Here is an 18,350-nt window from a genome sequence, read left to right on the forward strand (position 1 = left end):
TTGTGGGCTTGTCAATAAAGCAATCTAATAGTTAACTAAATATTCATAAAAGTATTTAGAGGGGAAGTATAACTATTCTGAATATATCTCCCATGTAACCGGCTAGAACAGTTAGGCTGTCTTTGGTATATATATAGTAGTTCTCTTTTTCTAAGACAGTAAATCCGTTTGATGTCATAACTAACCGGTATTTTTCCTGAGCTCCTGTCTCCAGCCCGGTTTTTGAATAATTGTATATGGTTCCGTTTTCCAAAACCGAGACTGGACTGATACCAACACAAGCTCCAAAATCAGGGACTGTTGTATAGGTTTGATAAAATACCGTTGCCGAATTATCTAAAGGCGCTGAAGTAATGTTTACTCTATTTTTATCGTTTTCCCATTCCACAATACAGCCCAACGCTTCTGAAATTGCCCGGAGCGGCACGAATGTTGTATCATATACGAGATTGGGTGGATTGTCAAGAGTGTTCGGTTCACCGTTTATATACATTATATTTAAGCCGATTGCCAATATAGCCGTGGTTTGACCTTTTACCGCACTTACGCTTTGCGTGTCATCGTCCCATGTGACAGCCGCTCCGAGTTCCTCAAAAATTTTACGCATAGGAACCATTACCCTGTCGTTTTCCATATACGGATTTGCCTGAAAGGAGACGCGTTTATTGTCAATATAGACGGAAATATTACTTGTTTCCGCAAATGACAATATGGGTATTGATAATGAAAATAGCAGCAATAAGGCGGTAATTATTGAGATAATCTTATGACTTGTATTTTTTATATTCATTTTTATTCTCCGGTTTAAAATATTATTTCACTGTCGCTTGGCATTCTCCAGTCACCTCTAGGAGACAGCGATACGGTTCCAACTTTGGGGCCGTCAGGCAGACATGAGCGTTTAAATTGGTTTTGATAAAAACGCTTATAGAACACATCAAGCCATTTTTTTATTATATTATCTGAATATGTTCCGTCAAAGGCGGCTTTAGCCATTCTGTATATTTTGGATTTGGTAAAACCAAAGCGCAGAAAGTAGAATAGGAAAAAGTCGTGCAGTTCATAGGGGCCTACCAAACTTTCTGTCTGCTGTGATATATTGCCGTCCTCAGACGGAAGAAGCTCAGGGCTTACCGGAGTTTCTAATATATCATACAAAGTGAATTTAAGTTTATGGTCGCTTATATCAGCAACATGCTTAACAAGATATTTAACCAATGTTTTCGGTATAGAGGCGTTAACTCCATACATTGACATGTGGTCTCCGTTATAAGTTGCCCACCCTAATGCAAGCTCGCTGAGGTCTCCTGTACCGACGACTATACCGCCGGTTTCGTTGGAATAATCCATCAAAACCTGTGTTCTCTCACGAGCCTGCGCATTTTCATATGTTGTATTATGGTTATTGATGTCTGCGCCTATGTCTTTTAAGTGCTGAGTGACAGATTCGTTTATTGGAATCTCCACAAGTTCAGCGCCGATATATTCAATCAACTTTTTGGCGTTGTTGTAAGTCCTGTCTGTAGTTCCAAAGCATGGCATAGTTACGGCTTTTATTCCGCGAAATGATATTCTGAGCATTTCAAAAGCTTTGGCGGCAACCAAAAGCGCTAAGGTGCTGTCAAGCCCCCCCGAAATTCCTATTGTAACAGTGTTGCAGCCGATATGCTGAAGTCTTTTTCTGAGACCTTCAGCCTGCATTGTGAAAATAAGTTCACAGCGTTCATTTAGGTCCGCAGTATTTTTGGGAACAAACGGGTGAGGGTCAAAACGCCGCTCAAGTTCTGCATCGTTTACTGCTGTAGAAAAGTAAATTTTTTGATACTCATTGTCGAATTTCTCAGTATAGGTGGTCATTTTTCGTCTTTCCAGCATTATTCGGTTTATGTCTATATCTGAGTATATGATTCCATTATTAAACAGTGTAGATTCAGTAAGCAACGAACCGTTTTCGGCAATTAAATTATGTCCGGAAAAGACCAAATCAGTTGTCGATTCTCCGTCTCCGGCGTCCGCGTATACGTAGCCGCAAAGCGCTCTGGCGGACTGAGAAGTAACCAGTTTTCTCCTGTATTCAGCTTTTGAGATAACCTCGTCGCTGGCTGAGAGGTTTAAAATTATAGAAGCCCCGTTTTCAGAAAGGTAACCTGAAGGCGGATTTGTTACCCACAAATCTTCACAGATTTCAACTCCTACTTTAAAATCTGAGGGATACTCCGCACAGAATATCAATTTAGGACCCGCAAAATAATCCTTACATCCAATTCTGACTGTCGTATTGCTATCTAAAGTATTAAAGTGCCGTGCTTCATAAAACTCTGAGTAATTAGGAAGATGACTTTTGGTAACAAAACCGAGAATATCACCGTCTTTTATTATAGCCGCGGCATTATAAAGTTTGCTTTCTATTGCTAGGGGAAGTCCTACGGCAATCAGTATATCTAGATTTACTGTTGCGTCAGCAATTTCAAAAACAGATTTTAGAGCATTTTTAATCAAAGCGTCCTGCATAAATAAGTCGCCGCATGTGTATGCGGTAACACATAGTTCCGGGAAAGTTATCAGTTTTGCTCCGTGACTTGCGGCTTCTTTGACATTTTCAATAATTTGTTTAGCATTAAAGTTTGTATCTCCGACTTTTATTCGCGGTGTGGCTGCGGCAACTTTTATAAATCCGTCTTTCATAGTTTTTACCAGGTACTTGAGGCCGTGGCTTCAGTACGCATCCTTTCTTTATAGTAATTCTCCATGTATAAACCCGTTTTTATATTCTGTGAGTTTTGCTTTTAACGTCTCTCCTGCTATGTTGTGGGAAGGACAATTAAATAACACGTCCATGTGATTCGGGGTAGTTCCATGATATATACCAGCTTCTTTTTCCTGCTCTGCCAGTATGGAAACAATCTTTCCCTCATATTTTCTGTAAAATTTTTCTTTCATATTCTCTGCCAGTTCAATCATTTGCCGGCTGCGGTCCTCTTTTATCTCGCCGCGTATTCTGTCAGGCAGTTTTTCAGCGGCAGTACCCTCTCTGATAGAATACTTAAAAATGTGCATCTGCATAAACCCAATGGATTTGCAGAACTCATAAGATTCAAGAAACTCATCTTGTGTTTCTCCCGAAAATCCTACCATTAAATCAGTTGTTATTGATGTGTCAGGAATATTTTCTCTTAAAAGTTCAACAGCTTTTTTGAATTCTTCTGATGTATAATGCCTGTTCATACGTTTGAGAGTTGCATTTGAACCGCTTTGAAGGGACAGATGAAACTGAGGACAGAGTTTTGTTAGGTTCTTTGCACGGCTGACAAAATCCTGTGTGATAATTACAGGCTCAATAGAACCTAGACGTATTCTTTCTATGCCTTTTACATTATTAACAGATTCTATCACATCTATAAGTTTAAGTCCATTGTTTAAATCTTTGCCGTATGAGCCGATATGTATACCGGTCAATACCACTTCTTTATACCCATTTTCAGCCAGGGTCTCAGCTTCGCTGACAATTTTTTCTATATTACGGGAACGCACCGGCCCCCTAGCATATGGAATAATGCAGTAAGTACAGAAGTTATTGCAGCCATCCTCTATCTTGATATTGGCGCGGACTCTGCTTTGAGTATGAGTGACCGGAAGTTCTTCATATTCGTGTTCGGTTAGAATATTATCTACAATATCTGCCTTTTTGCCTTGTTCTGCAGCCTTAACTAATTCAACGATTTTTGAGCGTCCTTTATTGCCGATTATTATATCAGCGCCAAGTTCTCTGACCTCTTCGGGTGATGTTTGTGAAAAACACCCTGTCACAGCTATTAAGGCGTTCGGGTTTTGGCGTTTTGCTCTGCGTATCTGCTGTCTTGATTTTCTTGCGCCCATGCCTGTAACTGTACAGGTATTTACAACACAGACGTCAGCAGGAGCGTTGTCATCGGTTATTATTTCATATCCTGATTCTCTGAACAGCTCAGCCATTGATTCGCTCTCGTATATGTTTGTTTTACAGCCTAGTGTAATAAATTTTACTGTAATTTTTGTCACTTCCTCTCGAAAAATGAAAGTCTTACAGATTTTTAGCCACATTGTTTGAAAATGCTGGAAATGTTGCATAAAAATCTTTAAAGAAAATTATACAATAATTATAGTATTTTTGATTGACTAATGCAAGATAAAATTATATAATTTAATGGATAAAAATAAATTAAGTTAAAACAATTTTATTGGAGGTAGAGAGAAATGAAAAAGGTTACTGTATCATTAGCTTCAATCAACGATGTAAAAAGTTTTGTAAACATTGTTTCAAAGTATGATTTTGATGTTGACTTAATCTCAGGCAGATACGTTGTTGACGCTAAGTCAATAATGGGTATATTCAGTCTTGATTTGTCTAAGCCGATTGATGTTGAGGTTATGACTGATGATTGTGATTCATTTATTGATGAAATAAAGCCGTTTACTGTTTAATTTTAATTTGTAATAGGTTTTCCGATACCGTATTTTGGGGCTGATGTATTCATTAGCCTCCGGGGTATGCGGTTTTATCGGGTTGTGGTGTGTCTGTCATTTTTAATATTGGCGTATAAATATGCCGCGGAGGTTAGTTTGGAAAACGAATATATGCGTCTTGCCCTCAATGAGGCTGCTTTGGCGGAAGCCTCGGGCGATATTCCGGTAGGGGCCGTGATTGTAAAAAATGGTGTGGTGATAGCAAAAGCCCACAACACCAGGGAAAAGTACATGAACGCTTTGTGTCATGCGGAGATTTCAGCTATTAACAGTGCTTGCCGTTATCTTAATAACTGGCGGCTTGACGACTGCGATATGTATGTTACGCTGGAGCCTTGCATTATGTGTTCCGGTGCTGTCGTTCAGTCAAGAATAAGACGCGTGTTTTTTGGCGCCTATGATATCGAAAACGGTTATATGGCGTCGAATTTTGTTCCGGGTTTGAAATTGCCTGAATGTTATTGCGGTATAATGGAAGAAGAATGCAAATCAGCTTTGGTAAAGTTTTTTGATAAGCTGAGGAAATAATATATATGTTTTAAAGCTGATAAAATGATAGTTTGATAATAAAATTTAATTAGTGAAAATATAACGTTAGAAAAAACTTAAATTTAAGGAGAAAATACAAATGTCTAAAAAATATGTATACCTTTTCAGCGAAGGCGACGCGTCAATGAGAAACATTCTCGGAGGCAAAGGTGCTAACTTGGCGGAAATGACAAGAATGGGATTTCCGGTTCCGCAGGGATTCACGGTTTCAACAGAGGCGTGTACAAAATACTACGAGGATGGACAGAAAATATCTGATGAGATTTTAGAGCAAATATATGCGGCTTTGGCCGAGACAGAAAAAATCGTCGGAAAAAAGTTTGGAGATTTAGAAAATCCATTCCTGGTATCTGTTAGAAGCGGTGCGCGCGCGTCAATGCCCGGTATGATGGATACAATATTAAATTTAGGATTAAACGATATAGCTGTTCAGGGTCTTGCTAAGAAGACAAATAATGAGAGGTTCGCTTATGACAGTTACCGCCGTTTTATACAGATGTTCTCAGATGTTGTTATGGAACTCTCAAAGAAACGTTTTGAAGAAATTATTGATGAGATGAAAGAGGAGAGAGGTATCACATTTGATACCGAGTTTTCAACTGAAGACCTCAAGGAAATGGTTGAGAAGTTCAAAGCGTTCTATAAGTCTGAAAAAGGTGAAGACTTCCCTCAGGACCCAAAAGTTCAGATGATAGAGTCTATAAAAGCTGTGTTCCGTTCATGGGATAACCCGAGAGCTAATGTTTACAGAAGAATGAATGATATTCCTTATTCATGGGGTACTGCTGTTAATGTTCAGGCTATGGTATTCGGTAACATGGGCGAGACTTCCGGTACAGGTGTTGCGTTTACGCGTAATCCATCCACCGGAGAGAAAAAACTGTATGGAGAGTATCTCATAAACGCTCAGGGAGAAGACGTTGTTGCAGGTGTAAGAACACCTAACCCAATTGCTCAGCTTGAAAACGATATGCCTGAGGTATATAAAGAGTTTACAGAGATTGCAACAAAATTGGAGAACCATTACAGAGACATGCAGGATATGGAGTATACAATTGAAGAAGGAAAGCTCTACATGCTTCAAACCCGTAATGGTAAAAGAACTGCAGCTTCTGCAATAAAAATAGCTGTTGATTTGGTTAACGAGGGTATGCTTACCAAAGAGGAAGCTATTCTAAAGGTTGAGCCAAAGCAGCTTGATTCCCTGCTTCATCCAACATTTGTTCAAGATGAACTTAAAAAAGCTGATGTGTTTGTAAAAGGTCTTGCAGCGTCACCAGGTGCTGCTTGCGGTAAGGTTTATTTTACTGCTGAAGATTGTGTTGAAGCGGTTCAAAGAGGCGAAAAGGTTGTTCTTGTGCGTTTGGAAACGTCGCCTGAGGATATTGAGGGTATGGACGCTGCTGAAGGTATTTTGACCTCAAGAGGCGGCATGACAAGTCACGCTGCTGTTGTTGCCCGCGGAATGGGTACATGCTGTGTAGCCGGCTGCGGTGATGTTAAAGTTGATTATGATAACAGCTGTTTCTATGTGAATGATACGAAAGTTTCAGAAGGAGACTATATTTCTCTTGACGGCTCAACAGGTAACGTTTATCTTGGACAAATCCCTACAGAGGAAGCAAAGCTGGCAGGTGATTTTGAAACGTTTATGGGCTGGGCTGATGAAATCAGAACTCTTAAAGTTTATACAAACGCTGACACTCCGCGTGACGCTAAACATGCGGTTGAGTTCGGAGCTCAGGGTATAGGCCTTTGCCGTACTGAACATATGTTCTTTGCTGAAGACAGAATTGCCGCTATACGTGAAATGATAGTGTCAAAGACTGTTGAGCAAAGAAAGGCAGCTCTTGATAAACTTTTACCTATGCAGCGCGGAGATTTTGAAGAGCTGTACAGAGTAATGGGTGACAGACCTGTGACGGTTCGTCTGCTTGACCCGCCGCTTCATGAGTTTGTTCCGCATACAGATGAAGAAATAAAGGATTTGGCAAAGGAAATGGGACTCGAATTTGCTGACCTTAAGGCAACTGTTGAGGGTCTTAAAGAATTCAACCCAATGCTGGGTCACAGAGGATGCCGTTTGGCCGTAACATATCCTGAAATCGCTGAGATGCAGGCACGTGCCATAATGGAAGCCGCTGTAGCCTGCAACAAAGACGGATTAAACGTTGTTCCTGAAATTATGATACCGTTGGTTGGAGAAGTTAAGGAACTTAAATATGTAAAGAGTTTTGTTGTTGAAACTGCAAAGAAGGTTCTTGAAGAAAATAATATGGACTTTGATTTTGAGGTTGGAACCATGATAGAAGTTCCCCGTGCAGCTTTAACAGCTGGAGAAATTGCAAAAGAAGCTGAGTTCTTCTCATTCGGAACCAATGACTTGACGCAGATGACTTTTGGATTCTCGCGTGATGACGCAGGTGCATTCCTTAATGACTATTATGAAAAGAAGATATTTGAATCCGATCCGTTTGCTAAGCTCGACCAAATAGGTGTTGGTAAGCTGGTTCGCATGGCGGCTGAGGCAGGCAGAGAAGCTCGTCCTGAGATTAAATTAGGTATATGCGGAGAACATGGCGGTGATCCTTCTACTATTGATTTCTGTCATAGAGTTGGTCTGAACTATGTATCATGTTCACCGTTCCGTGTTCCAATAGCAAGGCTTGCGGCAGCTCATGCAGCAGTAAATAATAAGTAATTATTTCATTAAAAAATAAATTCAATCATAATAAGCGTATTGCTGGCGGCAGTAATACGCTTGTTTTTTGTCAACAAAAGTATGATTTTATAAATATGATTAAATACGTTAGAGAATATCAGATAAATAATATTAAATTGAAGTATTTTTCTGCCTGTAAGTCTGACAGTGCAGCTTATAAGCGGGTAAATATAATGATAATATATGAGTATAGTAAATAAAAGTAAGCTCTGGTTAAATGTCTTGATATATCATATTAAAATTCTTTTCATAAATATAATTTTTTGGACTGAATAATATTTGAGATAATGAATTATGTTTAAAGTTTTTGTAATCACAGTATGTGAAACAAAGGAAGTTCTGTAAAACTCACCTCTTGGTAAACTACAATAAATTGTAGAGAAAAATTAAAGGTGTTTATAGTGAAATTGGGTCGGTTTGATTCCGCATTACAAGTTCGGTTACGCCTCCAATGCCTGCAAAACCACATTTTTATATAGTTTTAATATTTATTTTTTGATATATAACCTTAACATTTTTGCCTGATTTATTGTAAATTGTCAGCTATTCTACAGCAATTTAATTCAATTGTAAATATTTCTTTCGCTATATATAAAAATAATTAAAACTTTATTATTATGTAATTTTTGAAGCTTGAAATATTAACCTGATAAACATATAAAAAACTAAATAAAATATAAAAAATGCACAGCTTAGATATACTTAAGCTGTGCATGATTTTTATTTATTCTTTCCAATAAATTTTTCTAAAGTTGCATACAGAAGTTCCGGATTAATAGGTTTTGCAAGATGCTCGTTTATACCTGCTGATAAAGATTTTTCGATATCCTCCTGATAAGCGTTTGCGGACATGGCGATTATAGGTATATTTTTAGCGTCAGGGCGGTTAAGTTTTCTTATTTTTTTTGTAGTCTCAAGTCCGTCCATTACCGGCATTCTTATGTCCATAAGAATTGCGTCAAATTCATATTGGTCTGATGACCTAAACTTATTTAAACCGTCAAGGCCGTTCTTGGCGCTTACTACTGTGACTCCCTTATTTTCCAAAATTTTTTCTGCTATTTCGGTGTTTAAGGGATGGTCTTCCACCAAAAGCACCTTTTTTCCATTTAAATCACCTATTAAATTATCAGCTATTTTATTAGTAACAATCTGCTCTTTTGCAGCCAATGGAATTTCAAGATGAATAATTACTGTTGTACCCTTTCCTTCTTTACTGCTTACATTAATATTCCCGCCCATGAGATCAAGAATATTTTTTGTAATGGCTAAACCGAGACCGGTTCCTTCTGTGGTGTTAGTATCATCATGTTCCCTGGCAAACGGATTAAACATTTCTTTTTGGAATTCTTCACTCATCCCAATACCGTTATCGGAAATTATATAATCAGCAGATAAATTTTTATTATTAACTAAGATATTTTTCATTTCATATTTAACTTCTCCGCCGTTTGGGGTGTATTTTATAGCGTTGCTTAATATGTTGAAAAATATTTGATTAAAACGAACCTTATCAACGAACAGCGCTGTGTTTTCAGTTAATCCTCTTTCAATAATAAACGTCACATTTTTATTGTTGCACAAAGGAGTAAACATGGCGCTTATGTTACTTAAAAAATCATTATAAAAATATACCGAAGGATTAAAGTTGAGACTGCCGCTCTCAATCTTTGACATATCGAGTATGTCATTAATCAAACCTAGAAGAAAATTGCTTGATGAATTTATTTTTTCCAAATAATCTAAAGTTTCTTCCGATACATTGGCACTTTTTTTTGCAAGGTTGGTCATACCTATAATTGCGTTCATTGGAGTTCTTATGTCATGACTCATCCTGGAAAGAAAATCAGTTTTTGCAGCATTTGCTTTTCTTAGCTCATCGTTTATGGATGATAAAGCTGCTTTTTGTTTTGAGATGGCGTAGTATCTGATTAACCATATGCAGGCAAATAAAAGAACTAAAAATATAATAAATAAAATGAAAATAAAAACTCCTGTATTTGTTTGTATAAAATAACTTAAGCTTGCTTCCGGAGCCATATTTGTTGTGTAGTTCAAAAGGGCTTGCGTCTGATCCTCGCTTTTAATAGTGCTTATTTCTTTATTAAAGATAGATTTAAGTATTTCAGAATCGCTTCCGGTAAATTTTATAGCGATTCCTATATTAGTTTCAGTTGTGGGAATAAAATTTACATCGGTGCGGTTTTCTTTGATTAGTATATTATTTGAGGTATATAGGCTTGAAAAAACGAGATCAACCTTTCCTTCTTTTAAAAGGTCAAAACACTCTTTTATAGTATTGCATTCTATAATATTATAATTTGGATTAGTGTGTTCAAGATAGTCCCTGATTGCCGGTCTTCCGGAAGTCATAGCTACTGTATATGAAGAATTGACATTATAATCAAATCCCCAGTTACAGTATAAATAGAATGGGAATTCAAAAATTGGTTTGGTGATTTTTTCGTTATCACTCTCTTTAGTATATTCTGATGTATAATTATTAACTATGCTTATAAAAGCATATTGATTTTTTGAATCGTCAATTAAAGCTCTGTCAACTAAAGATTTATATTGTATTTTGAGCCCGGTAGAGTGTGAAATGAGTTCACAGTTGTCAATAATTACGCCTTTCATATTTCCGCTTTTTTTATCTACGAAAGTTATGGGAGCAGCTTCCGGATCGAAAAAGAGTTCTATGCCGTTTGAATTGTTTATATAATCTTTTTCTTCGGAAGTTAAAGGGTCAACAGATATATAAGGAAAGTAATACTCAATCAGGGAATCTTCAAATTCAGATTCATAAAGTTTTATTTTTAAAATAGCATTATCAATCATTTCGGTGAGAGCTGAGTTGCCTTTCCAGGTGGTGAAATAAAATGGAGAGAAACAATACTTATCTAAGATGTTCCATTCAGGAAGGATAGTGTGAACGCTTGCCGCCATAATGTCTATTTCTCCATTTTGCAAAGCGTTGACAAGCTGAGGTTCGGTATCATAAAAAGTTAAAGAACCGGTTATGTTATGTTCAGACATCCAATTATAAAGCTCGCTTTTGCGGACATAGTCTATAGTACAGCCGATACTGGCGTCTGAAAATGAAGTGTAATCCTGGAAGGTATAATCTTTATCAGGCAGACAGGCAAGCGAAGCGTATGTAACGCCGTATTCGTATTTGCAGAAGTCATAATTTTGCAGTCTTTCATCACTGGTTTGCATTGTGCCCACTAAATCAATTTGATGATTCTCCAACATTTTAACAGCATTTTGCCATGTTCCGCAATCAACAAATTCATATTGCATTCCGGTATATTCAGAAATTTTGTCCAGATATTCTTTGTCATAACTTTTAACGGTTCCGTCATCTTCAGAAATAAAATAGTTTCCGCTGTTAAATTTAGCAACACGAATAACCTGCTTCGGCTCATAAGCAAAAACAGGTGAGACAGAAAGAAATATTATATAAAATATAAGAAATATACTTACGAATTTTTTCATATAAATGTTATCATATCTCCTAAATAATTTTTTGACAATTATTAAAATTACATTTTATTATACACTATCTTATGCAAAAAAACAAGAGAAAGAAAACATTAATATGACTTAGTTTAATTAATTAAGAAATAAACATTATTTATTGTTAAAAATTATATAAAACATATAAGGCTACAAGTATTTGGTTTTTATAATGTAGTATAATGTTGATTAAACTGCTGAAAAGGTTATAATAAAGTGTATAAAAAATTAAGGTGAGTATAATAAAAGCAGAAAAAACTATATAAAAATCTAGTATGACAAGCAGCAAATGGCGTGATTGCGTACACATCACAACTAAGTATGATTGTTGACGCTGCAGGGTTATATATAATTTAGTAAAATTTATAATGCTTAGTTTTTAAAATGTAGTCAGAGTTTGTGTAATCAAAATATTTACATTGAAGGTTATAGAAAATAAATCACTTTGCATCACACACGCCTTACCGGTGTGTTCATGGTTACATATATACCGGTGTTTAGCAAAAAGCGCTGTATCTAGGATAATAATCATAAAATAGAAATTATATAAAAAAGTGATATAGCAAACATCGGAGTGCATATGAAATCTGCCGCATAAGGCGCGCAGTTACGCAAAAGTTTATTATAAAAAGGTTTATAATGAACTTTTCTAAGTGTATTCGTGCTTTAATATTCGCGTTTAAAATAATATGGTATTTAACTTAATAAGGTATGTAAACAGATACTTCACAACTAAGAAATTATTAACATTGATGTATAATCAAAAAGAGACAATATGAATCAGACAAACTATCCCATGTTTGATAAACTGCGTTTTTTATATAATTTACTTATAATTTATATGACCTTAATTTTTCTGTCTAGTTTTTTGTTGAAATTTCAGTTCTGCACTTGTTTCAGTTATATATTCTTATTTACTTTACCTTTAATTTTTTATAAAAAAAGTAGATAAAAAAGTGCTTGACAAACCGCTCTTATGTGTTATAATAGAATGGTTCGTGTAATGAATGGTGTAATAGGATATATTTACCGTTTACATTTATTTTTGAGGTTTGTTATGGAAAATTTGAAACATAGAAATAAGGTTATTGGTGTCAAGCAAGTGAAAAATGCTTTGAAAAGCGGACGTGCTGACATGGTTTATGTTGCAGATGACGCTGATACCTCTGTGACACAATCAATATTTGAAATGTGTCGTGAAAACGGTATAGAACCTATTATTGTCGAAACACGAAAAGAGCTCGGAAGAGCCTGCGGCATTGATGTTTTTACAGCTGCTGCCGCAACATTAAAAAGTTAAAACCGCCTTAGGCGTTTTTATAAATTTATTATATTATGTATGGAGGTGAACATATTGCCAACGTTTAACCAATTAGTTAGAAAGGGCAGAGCTACAATAGAAAAGAAGTCAACAGCTCCGGCGCTATTGAAAGGTGTTAATACAATCAAAAAGCGTCCTACAGACCAGGCTTCTCCTCAGAAGAGAGGAGTATGTACTTCTGTTAGAACTATGACTCCTAAAAAGCCTAACTCAGCCCTGCGTAAGGTTGCCAGAGTACGTCTCACAAACGGAATCGAGGTTTCTGCTTATATTCCGGGTATCGGACACAATTTGCAGGAGCATAGTGTTGTTATGATTCGCGGAGGACGTATAAAGGACCTTCCTGGTGTACGTTACCACATTATCCGCGGTACTCTTGATACATCAGGTGTGGACGCACGTAGACAGTCAAGGTCTAAGTATGGTGCAAAGAGACCTAAATAGTCTCGCTAATTGAAAAATGTGTGCATATGTTTATATATAAAATTTGATTATATATGACCTATGTGCGCGACAGTGTTAAAAAACATTGAGTACCTTATGGTGAATAAACCTAGCGAAGGAGGGGAAGAAAGTGCCAAGAAGAGGTCATATAGCTCGTCGTGATGTATTGCCTGATCCTATGTATAACAGCAAGACTGTTACACGTCTCGTAAATAACATCATGCTCGACGGAAAAAAAGGTGTTGCTCAGAGAATAGTTTATGATGCATTTGATATCATAAAGGAAAAGACAGGAAAGGATCCTGTTGAAGTATTTGAAGAAGCAATGAACAGCGTAATGCCGGTTCTGGAGGTTAAGGCTCGCCGTGTCGGCGGTGCTAACTATCAGGTTCCGATTGAGGTTAGACCGGAAAGACGTCAAACTCTCGGACTTAGATGGATTACTCAGTTCTCAAGACAGCGTTCTGAAAGAACGATGGCTGAAAGACTTGCAAATGAGTTGATTGACGCTACAAACAGCACCGGTGGTGCATATAAGAAGAAAGAAGATACACACAGAATGGCAGAAGCGAATAAGGCATTCGCTAATTTCCGTTGGTAATTTTTACTTTAAAAATTCACTCATCTTAGTCTTTTCGGAACCCTAGCGTACCGAATGTACGCGTCGGCTTCCTGCAAAGACAAATCTGAGCAAATTTTCTTGTAAATAAAAATGATAATATAGGAAACTATATAATGGAAATTGTTTTGCCGGCGGTGCTGCCGGTGTGTAATACTTGATATGCTGCAGGATTTGCCTGCGTGTAATACGACATTAGTCGGGAAGGAGAAAATTATGGGTAGAGCGTTTTCATTAGAGAAAACCAGAAATATAGGTATCATGGCTCATATTGATGCCGGTAAGACTACCACCACAGAACGTATTTTGTTCTATACTGGACGTGTGCACAAGATTGGTGAAACCCATGAAGGTGCTGCTACCATGGACTGGATGGAGCAGGAGCAGGAACGTGGTATTACCATTACTTCTGCTGCTACTACAGCACAGTGGAAAGACCACAGAATTAACATAATTGATACACCTGGACACGTTGATTTCACAGTTGAGGTTGAGCGTTCTCTGCGTGTACTTGATGGAAGTGTTACTGTTCTTTGTGCTAAGGGCGGCGTTGAGCCTCAGTCAGAAACCGTTTGGAGACAGGCTGATAAGTATCAGGTTCCAAGAATGGTATATGTTAATAAGATGGATATCATGGGCGCTGATTTTTATAATGTTGTTTCCATGATGAAAGACCGTCTGAAATGTAATGCTGTTCCTATTCAGCTTCCTATCGGAGCTGAGGACGAGTTCAAAGGTCTTATTGACTTGATTCAAATGAAGGCTTTCATTTATTATGATGAACTGGGACAGGATGAAAGAATAGAAGAGATTCCAGCAGATATGGCTGATAAAGCTGCTGAATACAGAGAAGCAATGCTGGAGGCTGTTGCTGAGACAGATGAAGAGCTGATGGATAAGTATCTTGAGGAGGGCGACCTTAGTATCGACGAAATCAAGAAGGCTATCCGTAAAGCTACTATAGCAAACGAAATGGTACCTGTTCTGTGTGGTTCTTCATACAGAAACAAGGGCGTTCAGAATATGCTTGACGCTGTTATAGACTTTATGCCGTCACCTCTTGACGTACCGCCTATTAAGGGTGTTGTGCCGAGAACAGAGGAAGAAGCTGTTAGACATTCATCAGACGATGAGCCGTTTGCTGCTTTGGCGTTTAAGATTATGACAGACCCGTTTGTTGGTAAGCTGTGCTTCTTTAGAGTTTATTCAGGAACACTTAACAGTGGTTCCCATGTTTATAACTCTGTTAAAGGAAACAAAGAGAGAATAGGACGTATTCTTCAAATGCACGCTAACCACAGAGAAGATATTGACACTGTTTATGCAGGTGATATTGCTGCTGCTGTCGGTCTAAAGAATACTACAACAGGTGACACACTTTGTGATGAGAGTGCTCCGGTTATCCTTGAGTCTATGGAATTCCCGGAACCGGTTATCCGTGTTGCGATAGAGCCTAAGACAAAAGCCGGACAGGAAAAGATGGGTATTGCCCTTGCAAAATTGGCTGAAGAAGATCCGACATTCAGAACTTATACTGATGACGAGACAGGTCAGACAATTATTGCCGGTATGGGTGAGCTTCATCTTGAAATTATCGTTGACAGACTTCTGCGTGAGTTTAAGGTAGAAGCTGATGTAGGTAATCCTCAGGTATCTTACCGTGAGACTATAAGAAACAAGATACATGTTGACCATAAATATGCTCGTCAGTCGGGTGGTAAAGGTCAGTACGGACATGTTGTTATGGATATGGAACCTCTTCCGGCTGGAGAAGGTTATGTATTTGAGAATAAGATTGTCGGCGGTGCTATTCCTAAGGAATATATTCCTGCTGTTGACGCAGGTATTCAAGGCGCAATGCAGACAGGTGTTCTCGCCGGTTACCCGGTTGTTGACGTAAAATGTACTTTGGTAGACGGTTCTTACCATGAAGTCGATTCATCTGAAATGGCGTTTAAGATTGCCGGTTCTATGGCATTCAAAGACGGCTGTAAGAAAGGTAATCCGGTTATCATGGAGCCTATCATGAAGGTTGTTGTTAATGTTCCTGAAGAATACATGGGAGATGTTATGGGTGACCTTAACTCACGCCGTGGACAAATTCAGGGTATGGAAGCAAGAACCGGTGCTCAGGAAATTACTGCAAACGTGCCGCTTTCTGAAATGTTTGGATATGCGACAGAGCTGCGTTCCAGAACACAGGGCCGCGGTCAGTATTCAATGGAGCCGAGTCATTTTGAAGAGCTGCCGAAGAGTATTGCTGAAAAGATTATAAAAGAGAGATCAAGCGAGGACTAATTAAAACCGGATGCGGTTATTTAACTGACTGTGTATGAGATTATTGACGATAAATGTCATTTTTGTGACGAATTTGAAATTTTAAAAATTTTAACAAAAAAGTCTTGAAATTTCTATAATTTAATAGTACAATGGGATAGTAATTTCATAATGCCGGAATTATTTGGTTAAAGTTAAAAATTTAATTATTAAACATAAGGAGGTCATTGTAAAATGGCAAAGGAAAAGTACGAAAGAAGCAAACCTCATGTTAATATTGGAACGATTGGTCACGTTGACCACGGTAAGACAACTCTTACAGCCGCTATTACAAAGGTATTGGCTATGGATGGAAAAGCAGAGTACGAAGCTTACGATATGATCGATAAAGCTCCGGAAGAAAGAGAAAGAGGAATCACAATTTCAACAGCTCACGTTGAGTATGAGACAGAGAACCGTCACTATGCTCACGTTGACTGCCCAGGACATGCTGACTATGTTAAGAACATGATCACCGGTGCTGCTCAGATGGACGGCGCTATCCTGGTTGTATCTGCTGCTGATGGTCCTATGCCTCAGACAAGAGAGCATATCCTTCTTTCACGTCAGGTTGGCGTTCCTTACATCATCGTATTTATGAATAAGGTTGACCAGGTTGATGACGAAGAATTGCTTGAATTGGTTGAGATGGAAATCAGAGAGCTTCTCTCAGAGTATGAATTCCCGGGAGACGACATTCCGATTATCAAGGGCTCAGCTCTTAAGGTTATTGAATCTACATCTACAGATCCAAACGCTCCTGAGTATCAGTGCATCCATGAGCTTATGGACGCTGTTGACAGCTATATCCCAACACCTGAAAGAAAGAGCGATCTTCCTTTCTTGATGCCTATCGAGGATATCTTCTCTATCACAGGCCGTGGTACAGTTGCTACAGGCCGTGTTGAGAGAGGTCAGCTTAACCTTAATGATGAAGTTGAAATCGTTGGTCTTTCAGACGAGACACGTAAGGTTGTTGTTACAGGTATCGAAATGTTCAGAAAGCTTCTTGATTATGCTGAAGCTGGAGATAACATCGGTGCTCTTCTCCGTGGTGTTGCACGTGATGAAATCGAAAGAGGTCAGGTACTTGCTAAGCCGGGTACAATCACACCGCACACACAGTTTAAGGGTGAGGTTTATGTCCTGACAAAGGATGAAGGCGGTCGTCATACACCATTCTTCACAAACTACAGACCTCAGTTCTATTTTAGAACAACTGACGTTACAGGTGTTGTTAATCTTCCTGACGGCGTAGAAATGTGTATGCCTGGTGATAACATCACAATGTCTGTTGAACTTACAACAACAATCGCTATTGAAGAAGGACTTCGTTTCGCTATCCGTGAAGGCGGAAGAACCGTTGGTTCAGGCGTTGTTACTGAAATCATTAAATAATTTTATTGATTATAATTTATTAACCCCCGAAAACTTATAGTTTTCGGGGGTTGTTTATTATTTACAAAATTATATTAATATGAGTTTTAACTAACATTTGGCTAACCAACGTATTTTCTATACAGATAAATACGGATTATACAATGTTTTTATTACTGTTGTATTATGTTGCTTCTGTTTGAGTTGTAATAAAGGTTTAGTTTATTATCTATGTTTGATTTGTCAATGTAAGATTAATGAAAAAGTATTTTAGCATATAAAGAATTTACCATGTAAATATATGAATTGAGCCAACTATATTTTTAATAAAAAAATAAATTGTGAAATAATTATAGAATTAAATATATATGTTTTTATATGTTAATTTACTGATAAGTCTATGTAATAAACGGAATTGTTTTATCTTGGAAAATAATCAAACTATGAATTTGAAATATTTTATTTTTTGTTCCCGGCTATTAAGATTGATTCAGTATATTTTGAACTCTGGGATTATATGAATGGGCGTGACATACTGCAATAGCTAAAGCGTCTGCTGTATCATCCGGTTTCGGCACTTTTTCCAGTCCAAGAATTGATTTTACCAGTAATTGCACTTGTTTTTTTTCGGCTCTGCCATATCCAACCACTGCTTGTTTTACTTGAAGCGGTGTATATTCGTGTACGCTTATGCCATGATTAAGAGCTGATAACAAAAGAACTCCCCGTGCTTGTGCGACGTTTATAGCTGTCTTTTGGTTGCTGTTAAAAAACAGTTCCTCAATAGCTAAAAATTCGGGTTTTGTGCGTTCTATTATCGTGTTGAGGTCATCATGTATAGATTTAAATCTCTCATTCATATTTTGATTCGATTCAGTTGTTATCGCGCCATATTCGACTATCTTAAATTTGTTGCCTATATAATCTATAACTCCGTAGCCGACTATAGCATATCCGGGGTCAATTCCAATTATTCTCAA

General features: G+C 37.6%; 13 protein-coding genes. 8 read left to right on the forward strand and 5 right to left on the reverse strand.

All coding sequences use genetic code 11. The annotated features are described in order from the left end of the window. Window positions 1–55: 55 nt before the first annotated feature. The 3 genes from B9O19_RS06380 to mtaB are packed head-to-tail and all read right to left on the reverse strand — an operon-like array spanning window position 56 to window position 4,080. Entirely contained in the window at window positions 56–790 is a 735-nt protein-coding gene (locus B9O19_RS06380) for a copper amine oxidase N-terminal domain-containing protein (protein WP_102365629.1), read from the reverse strand. A 14-nt stretch (window positions 791–804) separates the two neighbouring features. Continuing rightward, a complete protein-coding gene (locus B9O19_RS06385) occupies window positions 805–2,685 on the reverse strand; it encodes an NAD(+) synthase (protein ID WP_102365630.1) in 1,881 nt (626 codons plus the stop codon). 48 nt (window positions 2,686–2,733) lie between these two features. Next, a complete protein-coding gene (gene mtaB, locus B9O19_RS06390) occupies window positions 2,734–4,080 on the reverse strand; it encodes a tRNA (N(6)-L-threonylcarbamoyladenosine(37)-C(2))-methylthiotransferase MtaB (protein ID WP_102365631.1) in 1,347 nt (448 codons plus the stop codon). A 153-nt stretch (window positions 4,081–4,233) separates the two neighbouring features. On the opposite strand from mtaB, the gene B9O19_RS06395 reads away from it, so the two are divergent. The 3 genes from B9O19_RS06395 (at window position 4,234) to ppdK (ending at window position 7,753) form a co-directional block, all read left to right on the forward strand. Beyond that, complete coding sequence (locus B9O19_RS06395) at window positions 4,234–4,461, forward strand: HPr family phosphocarrier protein (protein ID WP_102365632.1); 228 nt, start codon at window positions 4,234–4,236, stop codon at window positions 4,459–4,461. 138 nt (window positions 4,462–4,599) lie between these two features. Beyond that, window positions 4,600–5,031 carry a nucleoside deaminase gene (locus B9O19_RS06400; RefSeq protein ID WP_102365633.1) on the forward strand — a complete coding sequence of 144 codons (432 nt, stop codon included), beginning with the start codon at window positions 4,600–4,602 and terminating at the stop codon, window positions 5,029–5,031. A gap of 100 nt (window positions 5,032–5,131) precedes the next feature. Next, window positions 5,132–7,753, forward strand: a complete 2,622-nt coding sequence (gene ppdK / locus B9O19_RS06405) for a pyruvate, phosphate dikinase (protein WP_102365634.1) — start codon at window positions 5,132–5,134, stop codon at window positions 7,751–7,753. A 741-nt stretch (window positions 7,754–8,494) separates the two neighbouring features. Here the strand turns inward: ppdK and B9O19_RS06410 are convergent. Continuing rightward, window positions 8,495–11,272, reverse strand: a complete 2,778-nt coding sequence (locus B9O19_RS06410; RefSeq protein WP_102365635.1) for a response regulator — start codon at window positions 11,270–11,272, stop codon at window positions 8,495–8,497. Between the two features lie 1,078 nt (window positions 11,273–12,350). Between B9O19_RS06410 and B9O19_RS06415 the strand changes: the two genes are divergently transcribed. The 5 genes from B9O19_RS06415 (at window position 12,351) to tuf (ending at window position 17,391) form a co-directional block, all read left to right on the forward strand. After that, window positions 12,351–12,593 carry a ribosomal L7Ae/L30e/S12e/Gadd45 family protein gene (locus tag B9O19_RS06415; RefSeq protein ID WP_102365636.1) on the forward strand — a complete coding sequence of 81 codons (243 nt, stop codon included), beginning with the start codon at window positions 12,351–12,353 and terminating at the stop codon, window positions 12,591–12,593. 54 nt (window positions 12,594–12,647) lie between these two features. Then, window positions 12,648–13,058, forward strand: coding sequence for a 30S ribosomal protein S12 (gene rpsL / locus B9O19_RS06420; RefSeq protein WP_102365637.1), 411 nt, complete (start codon window positions 12,648–12,650; stop codon window positions 13,056–13,058). A gap of 130 nt (window positions 13,059–13,188) precedes the next feature. Next, complete coding sequence (gene rpsG / locus B9O19_RS06425) at window positions 13,189–13,659, forward strand: 30S ribosomal protein S7 (RefSeq protein WP_102365638.1); 471 nt, start codon at window positions 13,189–13,191, stop codon at window positions 13,657–13,659. A 234-nt stretch (window positions 13,660–13,893) separates the two neighbouring features. Further along, window positions 13,894–15,975: an elongation factor G gene (gene fusA, locus B9O19_RS06430; RefSeq protein WP_102365639.1), complete on the forward strand. Its 2,082-nt coding sequence runs from the start codon at window positions 13,894–13,896 to the stop codon at window positions 15,973–15,975. A gap of 213 nt (window positions 15,976–16,188) precedes the next feature. After that, the gene (tuf, locus tag B9O19_RS06435; RefSeq protein ID WP_102365640.1) at window positions 16,189–17,391 is read left to right on the forward strand and encodes an elongation factor Tu; all 1,203 of its coding nucleotides are present in this window, start codon (window positions 16,189–16,191) and stop codon (window positions 17,389–17,391) included. A gap of 458 nt (window positions 17,392–17,849) precedes the next feature. On the opposite strand, the gene ruvC is transcribed toward tuf, so the two are convergent. Continuing rightward, complete coding sequence (ruvC, locus tag B9O19_RS06440) at window positions 17,850–18,350, reverse strand: crossover junction endodeoxyribonuclease RuvC (protein ID WP_102365641.1); 501 nt, start codon at window positions 18,348–18,350, stop codon at window positions 17,850–17,852.

Origin of the sequence: Monoglobus pectinilyticus, assembly GCF_002874775.1 — a bacterium.
GTDB classification, from domain to species: domain Bacteria; phylum Bacillota; class Clostridia; order Monoglobales; family Monoglobaceae; genus Monoglobus; species Monoglobus pectinilyticus.